This is a genomic window from Drancourtella massiliensis, assembly GCF_016900655.1.
GTDB classification, from domain to species: Bacteria; Bacillota; Clostridia; order Lachnospirales; family Lachnospiraceae; genus Sellimonas; species Sellimonas catena.
Window position 1 is genome coordinate 87228 of record NZ_JACJKH010000009.1, and the last position, 12584, is coordinate 99811.

Annotated in this window: 10 protein-coding genes; 1 reads left to right on the forward strand and 9 read right to left on the reverse strand. The window is 47.7% G+C overall.

Features of this window, described 5'->3' with window-relative positions:
* Nucleotides 1-40: 40 nt before the first annotated feature.
* The 8 genes from H6A32_RS06790 to H6A32_RS06820 form a co-directional block, all read right to left on the reverse strand.
* On the reverse strand, nucleotides 41-1840 hold the full coding sequence (locus H6A32_RS06790) for an ABC transporter ATP-binding protein (RefSeq protein WP_087168716.1): 1800 nt from the start codon (nucleotides 1838-1840) through the stop codon (nucleotides 41-43).
* Complete coding sequence (locus H6A32_RS06795) at nucleotides 1833-3566, reverse strand: ABC transporter ATP-binding protein (protein WP_087168717.1); 1734 nt, start codon at nucleotides 3564-3566, stop codon at nucleotides 1833-1835. Before H6A32_RS06795 ends, H6A32_RS06790 begins: the two co-directional genes overlap by 8 nt.
* A gap of 178 nt (nucleotides 3567-3744) precedes the next feature.
* Nucleotides 3745-5109: a dipeptidase PepV gene (pepV, locus tag H6A32_RS06800; protein WP_204863981.1), complete on the reverse strand. Its 1365-nt coding sequence runs from the start codon at nucleotides 5107-5109 to the stop codon at nucleotides 3745-3747.
* Between the two features lie 394 nt (nucleotides 5110-5503).
* Nucleotides 5504-6922: a glycoside hydrolase family 32 protein gene (locus H6A32_RS06805; RefSeq protein ID WP_204863982.1), complete on the reverse strand. Its 1419-nt coding sequence runs from the start codon at nucleotides 6920-6922 to the stop codon at nucleotides 5504-5506.
* A 6-nt stretch (nucleotides 6923-6928) separates the two neighbouring features.
* The gene (locus H6A32_RS16845) at nucleotides 6929-8023 is read right to left on the reverse strand and encodes a glucose PTS transporter subunit IIA (RefSeq protein ID WP_346342253.1); all 1095 of its coding nucleotides are present in this window, start codon (nucleotides 8021-8023) and stop codon (nucleotides 6929-6931) included.
* A complete protein-coding gene (locus H6A32_RS16315) occupies nucleotides 7908-8732 on the reverse strand; it encodes a glucose PTS transporter subunit EIIB (RefSeq protein ID WP_346342252.1) in 825 nt (274 codons plus the stop codon). Before H6A32_RS16315 ends, H6A32_RS16845 begins: the two co-directional genes overlap by 116 nt.
* 145 nt (nucleotides 8733-8877) lie before the next feature.
* A complete protein-coding gene (locus tag H6A32_RS06815; protein WP_191427268.1) occupies nucleotides 8878-9849 on the reverse strand; it encodes a LacI family DNA-binding transcriptional regulator in 972 nt (323 codons plus the stop codon).
* 1 nt (nucleotide 9850) lies between these two features.
* Complete coding sequence (locus H6A32_RS06820; RefSeq protein WP_087169629.1) at nucleotides 9851-10546, reverse strand: Crp/Fnr family transcriptional regulator; 696 nt, start codon at nucleotides 10544-10546, stop codon at nucleotides 9851-9853.
* 107 nt (nucleotides 10547-10653) lie between these two features.
* On the opposite strand from H6A32_RS06820, the gene H6A32_RS06825 reads away from it, so the two are divergent.
* Nucleotides 10654-11376, forward strand: coding sequence for an ATP-binding protein (locus tag H6A32_RS06825; RefSeq protein ID WP_204863983.1), 723 nt, complete (start codon nucleotides 10654-10656; stop codon nucleotides 11374-11376).
* Between the two features lie 81 nt (nucleotides 11377-11457).
* Here the strand turns inward: H6A32_RS06825 and H6A32_RS06830 are convergent, their stop codons facing one another.
* The gene (locus tag H6A32_RS06830) at nucleotides 11458-12462 is read right to left on the reverse strand and encodes a hypothetical protein (RefSeq protein ID WP_087254677.1); all 1005 of its coding nucleotides are present in this window, start codon (nucleotides 12460-12462) and stop codon (nucleotides 11458-11460) included.
* Nucleotides 12463-12584: the final 122 nt, after the last annotated feature.

Below are 12584 nucleotides of genomic sequence, written 5' to 3' on the forward strand. Positions count from 1 at the left end.
CCTTTCCTCATATTATCTATACACTATCATACCACAATGTCTAGCAAACCTCATCAAAATTTTGTCCCGCGAACTGAGAATGATACAGTTTTTCGTACATTCCTTTCTTTGCCAGAAGCTCTTCGTGTGTTCCCTGTTCCACAATATCTCCGTCCCGCAGTACCAGAATCATGTCCGCGTCCCGGATTGTAGAAAGCCGGTGGGCGATAACGAAGGATGTTCTTCCCTCCATCACCCGAAGCATGGCTTCCTGAAGCCTTCTCTCAAGTCTGGTGTCCACCGAGGATGTCGCCTCGTCCAGAATCAGAATCTGCGGATCCTTTAAGATCGCTCTTGCGATGGTAAGGAGCTGCTTTTCTCCCTGAGAAATATTGTTCGCTTCCTCATTGATCAGTGAATCGTATCCTCTGGACAGTGTGCGGATGTAGTGATGGACATTTGCCATCTTCGCAGCGCTGATAATCTCATCTTTTCTTGCATTCTGTCTTCCGTAGCGGATATTGTCATAAATACTTCCGGAGAACAGCCATGTATCCTGCAGTACGAGCGAGAACAGCGATCTCAGATCTTCCCGTTTCATATCCCGGATATCAATGCCGTCAATCTTGATGGAACCACCCTTCACGTCGTAAAAGCGGAGCAGCAGATTCATCAGCGTTGTCTTTCCTGCTCCTGTCGGACCGACGATCGCCACCGTCTGGCCTTTCTTGACATCGATATTGACATCTTTCATCAGAAGTTCCTTATCGTATCCAAACTGTACATGTTCAAAGGTCACATTGCCTTCGATTTTATCCTTTGCAATCTCTGCCTTTCCGCCCTGATCCTCTTCCTTCTCAGCAAGAAGGGTAAAGATTCTGCGCATGGCGGAAAAGGCTGCCTGTACCTGTGCGGAAAGCTGGGAAACCTGGGACAGCGGATCGTTGATCTGCCAGATATAGCGCACAAATGCCTGAAGCTGTCCGATCGTAATGGTCCCCTGAATAACCTGAAGACATCCGATTACCGCACAGGTACCGATCGTCAGGTAAGTCACAAGTGACACGCAGGGAGAAATCAAAGAGGAGACAAACTGCGCCTTGAACGCGGAATTTCTCATCTTCTGATTTACTTCCTCAAACTGTTTTTCCACATCTTCCTGTTTATTGTAACTGATAATCTCATTAAATCCGCCGTACAGCTCCGTGATTGCACCATTCAATTGTCCTACGGTTTTCTGCTGAATGTCAAACAGATCCTGGGAACGCTTTACAAATACCTTCGTAATAAGTGCCACGAGCGGAATAATGATCAATGCAATCAGCGTCATCGCTACATTGATCCGAAGCATCATGCTGACCGCAAGAATAAAAGTCAGCACCCCGCTGATCACCCTGGTCAGCGTCTGCTGCAGAGCATTGCTCAGCGTATCCACATCGTTGGTCACACAGCTTAATACATCTCCAAAAGCGTGCTCGTCAAAATAGCTGACCGGCATCTTCTGGATTTTTTTCTGAAGTGCCCCTCTCAAATCATGCATCGTCTGCTGAATCGCATTGGTCAGGAAAAATGCCGACACAAGGAGCACCAGTGCCCTTGTCACATAACTTGTACCAAGAAGCGCCAGAATGCGGAATACCTTGTCAAAATGTACATGTGCCCCGCTGACACCCTGGAGAATTTCAGACGCGTCCCGGGCGAGCTGTGTCGTTGCAAGCCCCTCTATTGTCGGATTCAGGGAATAGATTGCTGTCGCAAACACTGTCGTCAGGACTGCCACTAAAAGTTTTCCTTTGTACGGACTTACAAACCGTCCCATCCCTTTCATACATGTCTTCCAGCCGATCTGTTCTTTATTCATAAGCCAGTTCCTCCTCACTCAGCTGGGAAGCTGCAATTTCATGATATACACTGCAGTTTTTAAGCAGTTCTTTGTGCGTGCCCTTTCCGACGATCCTGCCCTCGTCCAGAACAATAATCTGGTCCGCATCCATAATCGTAGAGACTCTTTGCGCAACGATCAGGACAATCTCATCTGTCATCTCCTTACGAAGCTCACTGCGCAGCTTTGCGTCCGTCCGGAAATCCAGTGCGGAGAAAGAATCGTCATAGATATAGATATCCGCGTGCCGCACCAGTGCTCTTGCGATCGAAAGCCTCTGCTTCTGTCCTCCGGAAACATTTCCCGCACCTTCTACAATCCTCTCCTGAAACTGCCCCGGTTTCTCCATAATGAAATCATAGGCCTGCGCTACTTTTGCCGCATGGACTACTTCTTCCATGCTCGCGTTCCGGTTGCCGAAACGGATATTCTCCTCAATTGTTCCACTGAAAAGATTGGCCTTCTGGGACACAAATCCGATCCGTTCGCGGAGCTTATAAATGTCCATATCCCGTACGTCCACTCCGTTGATCAAAATCTTTCCGGCTGATACATCATAAAATCTCGGGATCAGCTTGATCAACGTACTCTTTCCGGAACCGGTGCTTCCGATAAATGCTACCGTCTCGCCTTTCTTCGCCTCGAAAGAAATATGCTGCAGAACCGCTTCTTCTCCGTCCGGATAAGCAAAAGTAACATCATCAAATACGATACTCTTTTCCCTGTCCTCTGTCTTTGAAGCATCCGGGTGGTTCTCGATGATTGACTCAGTTTTAAGTACCCGCCGGATACGTTTTGCCGACACATTCGCCCTTGGATACATCATAAACACAAGGCAGAACAGCAATACGGAAAACATTGCATGGAAAACATAGTCCATAAAAGCAATCAGCTTTCCAACAGGAAGTGTACCGGCATCAATCATAAAGCTCGCAACAACATAGATCGCGATGATCGCAAGATTCATCATAAGAAAGAATACCGGATCTGTCGAGGTCATCAGCTTAAACAGCTTTTTCGACTGGTTCATAAAATTTACATTTTCTTTGTCAAACCGTTCAGATTCATATTCATCATTATTAAAAGAACGAATGACACGGATACCGGTCAGATTCTCACGGAAAATCCGGTTGATAGAATCCAGTGACGCCTGCTGCCTCTCACTGATCGGAGAGGAGATCTTCGCCACAATAACGACCCCGATAATAATCAGAGGAATCGTAGAAATAATGATCAGCGACAGATCCAAAGAGGTGCGGACTGTCAGCATGAAACTTACTACAATCATAACCGGGGTCAGCACTGCCGTCCTCAAAATTACATTCATAAACATCATGATCTGAAAAGCATCATTGTTTGTTCTCGTAATCAAAGATGCCACTCCGATCTCATTCATTTCGCTGTGCGAAAAAGTCTGTACCTTTCGGAAAACATCCTGCCGGATATCATGAGCAATCCCTGTGGAAATCCGGGCACAGCAGTAACCAAGAAGAATGGTACCGCAGACGCCAATCACAGAAATCACCGCTGTCAGCACTCCCATCTTCATCAAAAATCCTTTGTCCTCATTCATGACTCCCTGGTCGATCATATAGGAAATGATCGTCGGAATCCCCAGTTCCACCAGAGCAAATCCAAAGACGGAAATCACGTTCAGGACAAACCAGAATTTGTATCTTTTCAGATACTCCAAAATCAGTTTCACCTCATAACCTCCCTCATCCAAAAGTGTTGTAAGCCCAATGTATCATATCCTATATTTTCCGGCAAGAGGGGAATGCATTTTCACGCAAAAAAAGGGATTCCGGACTGTTTCCAACATCACAAAACGGACATTGGAACAGTTCCGGAATCCTTTTTCTATTCTGTCTTAAATCAGCATTTTATTTCTGTGCAATCTCATACATTGCTGCCGCCAGAATCTGGTAGGACAGCATCATTTTCTCTACATCCGCACATTCATTCGGCTGGTGAATGACATCCGGCTCTCCCGGGAATGTCGGCCCAAAAGCAACCATATTATCAAATGCTTTTGCATATGTACCGCCTCCGATGGCGATCGGCTGATCGTCTCTTCCTGTTTCTTCTTTATATACGTTCATCAGCTTCCGAATCAGCTCAGAATCCTTCGGCACGTATAACAGTTTGCCTTCAGACTCCAGATCTGCATTCATTCCATAAGCCTCTGCCTGTTTCTTCATTGTTGCAACAAGGGTGTCGCGGTCTCCGTTCTTTGGATAGCGGATATCCAGTGTGAAGAACAGATCTTCCTCTGTGCATTTTACAACACCAAGGTTGACTGTTGTCTCTCCTGTCTCCTCGTCTGTCCAGCAGATATCGAGAGATTTTCCATTTGTCTCTGTTCCGATCTTTTCCAGAATAAAGTTGATCATCTGTCCCGGATCTCCATTGATGCCACAATCTTTTACAGCCTCAAACAGCTTGATTGCCGCATTGACTCCTTTTTCCGGAGTACTGCCATGTGCGCCCTGTCCTTCTGCCACGATTGTAGTCTTTCCATCTGCCTTTGTCACGGTGATGCCGTCTGCTTCTTTGACATCCAGATCACCTTCTACAACCATTGTACATTTTGGTGTTACGACATTCTTTGCTGTACCGCCCTCAATAGAAAGCACTTTGACACTGGACGGATTTTCTACTTTCTTTGTAACTTCCCAGAAAGACTGTCCCTTTTCACAGAAGATAACCGGGAACTGTCCGTCCGGAGTAAAGCCGATCGCAGGCTGTTCTCCGCCAGCTTCGTTATAATGTTTTACACAGGAAGAACCGTTTTCTTCATCTGTTCCGAAAATCACACGGATTCTTCTGTCGATCGGAAGTCCGAGATCACGGATCGCTTTCAGTGCATAAATCGCTCCTATTACCGGTCCCTTGTCATCCAGAACTCCGCGGCCGTACATCTGTCCGTCATGAATCTCGCATGCCAGCGGCGGGTATTTCCATCCCTCTCCAAGCGGAACAACATCCAGATGTCCAAGAACCGCTGCCATTTCTTCGCCCTCGCCATATTCGATCCAGCCAACCTTGTTGTCAAGATTGCCTGTCTTAAATCCAAGCTTCTCGCCCAGTGCCAGAGCGTGGTCCAGAGCTTCCTTCGGTCCTCTTCCATATGGTGCGTCTTCCTCCGGTGCGCCTTTGACACTTTCGATTGCGACACTCTCTTTGATGGAAGCAAAGATCTCATCTTTAAGCTCCATCATCTTCTCGTTTAATTTTTCATATCCCATTGCTATAACTCCTTTCGCTGAATCACTTCAGCATAGTAACTCACAGAATTATTCTATAATATTCCATGACAAAAGGCAAGAGATATCAGACGATTTTGCCAGGAGAAAACTGCTGAGAAACCCGCCCGGTTCCGATAGTCAGATTTTTCGGCTTTCTGGGGAAATTTCTCCATTATAACCGCAGGTTTTAGTGGCCGCAGACGGTTTGATCTGGCAATTCTTGTTTCGCAACCGTAGATTCTGATTTCTACGGTTCAAATGCAATACCCTCTTCTTTTAACCGTAATATCTGATTTGGCTTTCTCTCATACGAGTCATGTCCCCTATTTCCAGATGGCAAAAGCAGGGCAGTACCGTTTGCCGCGATACTGCCCTACTATAATCATTAACCTTTTTACGAAACCAGTTCCCACATCTTTATCTTCGCTTCGTCCGCCTGAATTTGAAGTCCGTAGTTTTCCGGATAAAATCTCGTGGAAAAGACATACTCTCCATCATTTACAAACACCTCGCAGGTCGATACATCTGTGAGAATGGTTACATTATTCAGAGTTTCGATTTCCTGATACCGGAGGGTCCGTCCGCCGGACGCATTGTCTTTGGAAGGATTGATAAACCGCATCTCAAATCTGCTGTCCCGATATTCAAGAATCAATTCTTCTCCGAGTACAGCATGGAACTGATTTTCTTTGATTTCCGCAATTCTTGCTTCATAAACAGGTTCTTCTTCCACATAAAGGCCGCCTGTCGCTTCTGCCAGAATCCGTTTCCTTTCTTCCAGTTCTCTGACCGGACGCTGCAGGACTCTTCCGTCTTTCACATAAATTTCTCTTGGAATAGTGAAGCAGTGCTGCCATCCGTCCTCGATAGTCCGGTTTGTATGTTCCGGACAGTCCGGCATTCCCATCCATCCAATCTGGACTCTCCGGCCATCCTCTGTCTCAAAGCTCTGCGGCGCATAATAATCAAAACCGTAATCCCAGAGTACATATTCCGAAAGCGTACACTGCTCTGCAACGTGGCCTTTCACTTCAAAATAACCGGACTGGTAGACATTTTTGTCTTTCCATTTCTCACCTTCCAGTCCCTGTACCGATGCAGAGAGAATCTTCTTTCCATCAATTTCAAAGTAGTCCGGACATTCCCACATGAAGCCAAACGGCTCTTTTGTGGTAATTCTGTTTTTCAATAACCAGTGAATCCGGTCTGAAGATGCAAATAGAAGCGCCTCTCCAACATCATCTTTCCGTCTGGCCCCCTGAATCATGTAGTAGATGCCATTCCCTTTCCAGACTTTCGGATCCCGGACATGTTTTGTCACATCTTCCGGATAATCTTCATTTGTCATCAAAAGCTGCTTTCGTCCAAACCGGAAGCCATCCCCGCTCTCCACGAGTATGGTGTTGGCTTCCCTTCCTTCCGTCACATAATCAAAGTCGCCGTCCAGCTTGACATTTCCGGTATAGTAAAAAGAAATTCTGCCATCTTCTGTCAACGCACAGCCGGAATAAACACCATGGCAGTCGAACGGCTGATCCGGGTAAAGTGCCGCTCCCTGATATTCCCAGTGAAGCATGTCACGGCTTGTGGAATGTCCCCACAGTTTCAGGCCTCCCTCCACGTCAAATGGAGAGTACTGAAAAAAAGCATGATACAGGCCTTGATACTGGCACAGCCCGTTCGGATCGTTCAGCCATCCGGCCGGAGGGGCCAGATGGAATCTTGGCCGGAACCTGTCTGGCTCTCCGGACCGGCTCTCAATCTTCTCAATCATTTTGACCAGTTTTGTAAGATCTTTGGATAATGCATTCATTGAATTCTAAGCTCCTGTTCTGATCGTCATTACTGTCGTTCCCCGGCTGACCTCCTGCGGTTCAGCCTTATCAACCGCCGCAAAGCTGTCGGCATTGGTCAGAATCATCATGGTTGCCGTATCGTATCCGGCCTTTTTGATCTGATCAAGATCCGCTTCGATCAACAGATCCCCGGCATGTACCTGATCCCCGTCCGCTACTCTTGTCGTAAATCCTTTTCCTTCCATCTTGACTGTATCGATTCCTACATGAATCAAAATCTCTCCTCCGAGACTGCTTGCAATGCAGACTGCATGTCCCGTCTCATAGATACTGACAATCTGACCGTCACAAGGTGCCACGATCTGTCCGTCTGACGGGATGACTGCCGCCGTCTTCCCAAGCACTTCCGCCGCAAACGTCGGATCACTGACCTCAGATACCGGAATCAATGTTCCATTGACCGGTGTATGCAGTTCTTCGCTTCCGGCCGTTGCTGTTGTGTTCGCAGGAATCTCGCCTGCCTCTTTTTCATCCCTGTGTTCTTCCGGCAATGTCTGCGGTGCATCCGCCTTCACAACTTCCGGCTTCTGATCTTTATTCTGATCCTTATAAAGAATAAAAGAGAGAATAAATGCCACACCCACTGCGATGACCATCTCGATAATATACTGAACCGGCTGTTCCAGACAAAGCAGGATTCCGAAAATACCCGTTACACCGGTTCCTTTTGCTCCCAGATGCACGATTGAGGCATAAAGTGCTCCACATCCTCCTCCGATACACCCTGCGATAAACGGTTTGAAAAACCGAAGGTTGACTCCGAAAATTGCCGGCTCCGTGATTCCCATAAACGCACTTAATGACGAAGGAAGGGCAAGTGATTTCACCTTTTTATCTCTGGATTTGATTCCCACTGCCAGCGCCGCCGCACCCTGTGCAATGTTTGCCGCACTTGCAAGAGGAAGCCAGTAGGTCACTCCGTACTGTGCAATCTGTCCAAGGTCAATGGCCGTGTACATCTGGTGGATGCCTGTTACAACCGTTGGAGCATAAAGTCCGCCCATGATAAGGCTTCCGATCCCAAGCGGCAGGGTAAGCAGCCACTGAATCGCACTCAGAACCGCATTTTCCGCCCATACGAAAACCGGACCGATAACCGACCATGTCAATGTCATACAGTCCGAAAAAGACGGACTGGGTAGCCTGCACACCTTCTGTCGCTACGGTGTAGGCATTCTGAAGACTCGGATTGATCATAATCATACCGATGACTGCTCCCAGATACGGGTTGGCACCGAATGCTTTTGCTGCCGAAAACGCGATGAGGATCTGTAAGAATGTATACGCCGTATTGCTGAAGATATTGGCGAATACATAGAAGGACCCGCTCGTATCAATGTTGATAAATCCATTGGAATTCATAAAGTCCAGAGAGTTCATGATTCCCATAAGGAATCCGCTTGCCACAATGGCCGGAATGATCGGAACGAAAATGTCCCCCAGAAGCTTGATTGCCCTCATAAATATATTCTGCTTCTGTACCGCGGCCTCCTTGGCCTCTGCCTTGGAACTGGCCGTCACTCCGGAAACCGCGATGAATTCATCAAAGACCTTATTGACCGTCCCTGTTCCAAGGATGATCTGAAGCTGTCCGGATGCCTCAAATACGCCCTTTACGCCGTCTACGTTTTCCAGGGCTGTTTTATCCGCTCTGGAATTGTCTGCAATGACAAGGCGAAGCCTTGTTGCGCAGTGTGCGGCAGAAACAATATTTTTGCTTCCGCCCACATGCTCCAGGATTTCTTCTGCTGTTTTTCTGTAATCCATGTTTCTCCTCCTTCATTTTATGTAATCGATTTCATATCCTGCATAAATAGTAACGAAAAAAGTGCCACTTGTAAATATGGCACTTTTACTGATTTTTCTATTCTGTTTTTGTGAAAATTGATTGCTTATCTGTTTTATCCTCTGTCTAATGTTCCATAATCTGGTATCCGAGTTTCATCCGGATCGGCACCTGATGTCCTTCTTCAATAATGTCCAGCAGCATTTCCGCAGCCTTGATTCCGCTTGTTTTATAGTAAAAATGGACTGTTGTGATTCCCTCGGAAACTGCTTTTAAGAACTGATTGTCCCCAAAACCCGTCACTTTCACCTTTTCTCTTCTTTCCTTTTTGCACTCTTTCAAAGCTTCCATCGCTCCCGCCGCGATTGTATCTGTCGCGCATGATATGATATCGATATCACTATTTTTCTCTAAAATCGCTTTTGCCTGACGGTACCCGGACTCAACAGAAAACTCCGAAAGCCCGTACAGTTCTTCCGGAAGAACAATTCCCGCCTCCAGAAGTCCGGCCCGGAATCCGTCTTCTCTTTCCTGCCCGACAGCCCGGTCATCTCTTGTCACTCCGATATAGGCAATTTTTTTCTTTTCTTTTCCGGCAATCCTCCCTGCCAGATCTTTCGCTGCGCCATAATCATCATGATACACACAGTTTGCTTTATCCGTATACTGTCCCAGCACTACGATGGGAACCTTGCTCTGCTCAAAAAATTTCTCGTGCTTTTTGGAGATGACCGTTCCGATCAGAATAATCCCGTCTACCGGATAATTTTCAAACAGCCGCATATATTCCAGCTCTTTTTCCGACCGGTTGTTGGTAACAGTAAGCAGCATCTGAAACTGCTTTTCCGCCAGCACCTCTCCGATCCCGTCCGCCACTCTTGCAATAGACTCAGAACTGAGCTTTGGTGCTACGACACCGATCAGCCTTGCTTTTTTCGTCCTCAGAATCCTCGCCTGGGCCGACGGATGATAACCTGTCTTTTCAATAGCCTCCCGGATCCGTTCCTTTTTCTCCTCACTTACATATCCACCATTCAGATATCTGGAAACAGCCGCACTTGACACCTGCGCGAGCTGTGCGATTTCTTTGATTGTCATATCAAACTTTTCCTCCTTTGCCTGCATTCTCTGCATCCACATCTTCATTCAACAGTGTGAAATGATTTTTGCGAAACGTCAGAACTCCTTCCTTCTTCAGCTTTCCAAGCACCGCTGAAAGGGCACTTCGGTCCGCCGCAAGATAATCCGCAAGCCCCTGCCGGTCAAACGGGATCTCAAAACTTCTGCTCCCCTGTCTCGCCGCCTGTCCGCCAAGATATGACAACACTTTCTCACGAAGTGTTCTTCTGGAAAGATGGGCGACCCTCCCTGCAAGAAACAGATTTTTCTTCGCCAGGATCTGCATCATATTTTCCACAAGGATCTGCTGCGCCCTTCCTGTCCCGCTTCGCCTCATCATCCGTCCAAAATGAATCCACAGTACTTCCGTATCTCTGGCTGCCTCCACCGTAACAAGAGACGGCTCACCTGCCGCCGCAAAGGCCTCCGCAAAAATCTCTCCCGGCATTCCCTGCGCAAGCAGTGTAGTACTTCCGCTGAACTCTTCTCTCAATATATGAATACATCCTTCCAGCACGATACCGAATTCACCCGGAACCATTCCCGCATGAAGCAGGACTTCCCCTTTCCGGTAATATTTCTTTATAGCCCGGATCTCCTCTACAAGCCCCCGGATTTCCATATCGGTCATGCCCGAAAACAACGGGCATTCTGCTATAATTTGTATTTGATCCATAATTCTCCTTCGTTGTAATTACAACCGACTCTTTTTCCTGAGTGTACTATCCTATACTCAGGAAGTCAAGCCGTTTCCTGTAAACAAAATGAACAAGGAGGAATATGATGATCAGAAAAATAATCAAAATCAACGAAGAACTCTGCAATGGCTGCGGCCTCTGTGCCCAGGCGTGCCACGAGGGCGCAATTGAAATGATAGATGGAAAAGCAAAACTGGTGCATGAACATTACTGCGACGGTCTTGGAGACTGTCTGCCTGCATGCCCTGCCAATGCAATTACATTTGAAGAGCGGGAGGCGCCTGCTTACGATGAGGCAGCCGTCAAAGCTGCCCAGGCAGAAAAAGCCGGAAAAGCCGCAGATGAAAAGCCAGCTCTCGCCTGCGGATGCCCTGGAACCATGGCAAAATCCATTCAGCGAAGCGAGGCACCGCAGACCGCGCAACAGACCTCCGGCTGTCCCGGACTTCTTTCCCAGTGGCCGGTTCAGATCAAACTGGTACCGGAGCAGGCACCGTACTATCACAACGCGAATCTCCTTATTGCCGCGGACTGCACGGCTTATGCCTATGGAAATTTCCATCAGGATTTCATCCGGAATCACGTCACTCTCATCGGATGTCCGAAGCTGGACGAAGGCGACTACACGGAGAAACTGACCTCCATTTTAACAAACAATGAAATCAAAAGCCTTACGATCGCACGGATGCAGGTTCCTTGCTGCGGCGGTCTGGAGCGCGCGGCAGTACAGGCATTGAAAAACAGCGGAAAAATGATTCCCTGGCAGGTCCGGGTCATCACACCGGAAGGACAGATTCTGGACCGTTAACTTTCCGCTGCTTTTGATCAAAGAATCATTTTATATTTTTTTACAAAACAAGGAGGACGTCCGTCACGTCCTCCTCTTTGTTTATCTTCCTACTATTTTTCTGATCACACAGAGCACAACACCAATCACACTGCATCCGAGTATAACTGTGCTGACACGCTCCACTACTGCAAGTGCCAGTCTCGCACCTTCCAGAACCTGTGGACTTGCCGGGATCACCGGTACCACATAACCTGCAGCTGCCGCCAGAATGGCAAACAGAATAAATGCTGTCAGCCCTCGTCCCGTGTCGTAGCTTCTGACACGATTACCGTCCGGCATCTTCTTTCCTCCAAGAAGCCAGAGTGCAGAAATGACACCGTACAGGAGAATGACTCCCGCAATGCCAAGGTAGAGCGCCTGTGCATAATTCCGGTCTGCGGCCACCCGCCAGATCTCGCCAAGCGTACTTCTCTCAACCCAGAATTCCTGCCACAATTCCAGAACAATCACAGCCATCACGACAAAACATCCACATTTCAGCGCAATGGAAATTCCCTTTCCGACTGCTTTTCCTGCTGTCTTTCCGGCTTTTCCTGCCACACGTCCGGCTGCTTTCACCGGGCGGGCCGCTGAGCCTGATTTCTTTTTCTTCTGTCTGTCCTGATCCCGTTGCTCCTGCTCTCGTCTGCCGTCTTTGCGGCTGTCTTTCTGAGGCGCTTTTTTCACCGGTTTTTTACCATTTTTACCGTCTTTTCCTGTACCGGATCCCTGCTGCTGCGGACGTCGCTTTCTTTGCGGATTCTGTCCATCCGTGCTGCGTGCTCCGGTATTTTTCCTTTTCGCTGACGGGTCTTTTGCCGGCTCGGATTTCGGTGTTTCCTCTTTTTTCTCGAGGTTCCAGTTCTCCTCGTCTCTCCAGTCTTCTATCTCAAACGGCTCCTCTTCAGACTTGTCCTGCGCACCGCCTTGTTCCCCGGAGGCTGCATCCGGCCGGCTGTCCAGATCTTCATCATCATCCAGCCACTCCACATCGATCCAGTCATCCTGTCCCTGAGGCTCTTCCCGTCTGATATGATCTTTAATCCGTCCTCCCTTATGTTCCATACAATCAGTCTCCCCTTCCGTAAATCTGATTTCTTCTGTAACACATGTATTTTAACACGGATTCTTTTAGATAAAATGGTTTTCACATTTTTTTAAGAATTTTAAGTAAATCGTAATCTCCT

What these genes read in the sequence shown, in the direction of transcription:
- H6A32_RS06790 (WP_087168716.1), bottom strand. Translation starts at nt 1,840, where the DNA reads ATGAATAAAGAACAGATCGGCTGGAAGACATGTATGAAAGGGATGGGA.
- pepV (WP_204863981.1), bottom strand. Translation starts at nt 5,109, where the DNA reads ATGGGATATGAAAAATTAAACGAGAAGATGATGGAGCTTAAAGATGAG.
- H6A32_RS06805 (WP_204863982.1), bottom strand. Translation starts at nt 6,922, where the DNA reads ATGAATGCATTATCCAAAGATCTTACAAAACTGGTCAAAATGATTGAG.
- H6A32_RS16315 (WP_346342252.1), bottom strand. Translation starts at nt 8,732, where the DNA reads ATGGATTACAGAAAAACAGCAGAAGAAATCCTGGAGCATGTGGGCGGA.
- H6A32_RS06815 (WP_191427268.1), bottom strand. Translation starts at nt 9,849, where the DNA reads ATGACAATCAAAGAAATCGCACAGCTCGCGCAGGTGTCAAGTGCGGCT.
- H6A32_RS06820 (WP_087169629.1), bottom strand. Translation starts at nt 10,546, where the DNA reads ATGGATCAAATACAAATTATAGCAGAATGCCCGTTGTTTTCGGGCATG.
- H6A32_RS06825 (WP_204863983.1), top strand. Translation starts at nt 10,654, where the DNA reads ATGATCAGAAAAATAATCAAAATCAACGAAGAACTCTGCAATGGCTGC.
- H6A32_RS06830 (WP_087254677.1), bottom strand. Translation starts at nt 12,462, where the DNA reads ATGGAACATAAGGGAGGACGGATTAAAGATCATATCAGACGGGAAGAG.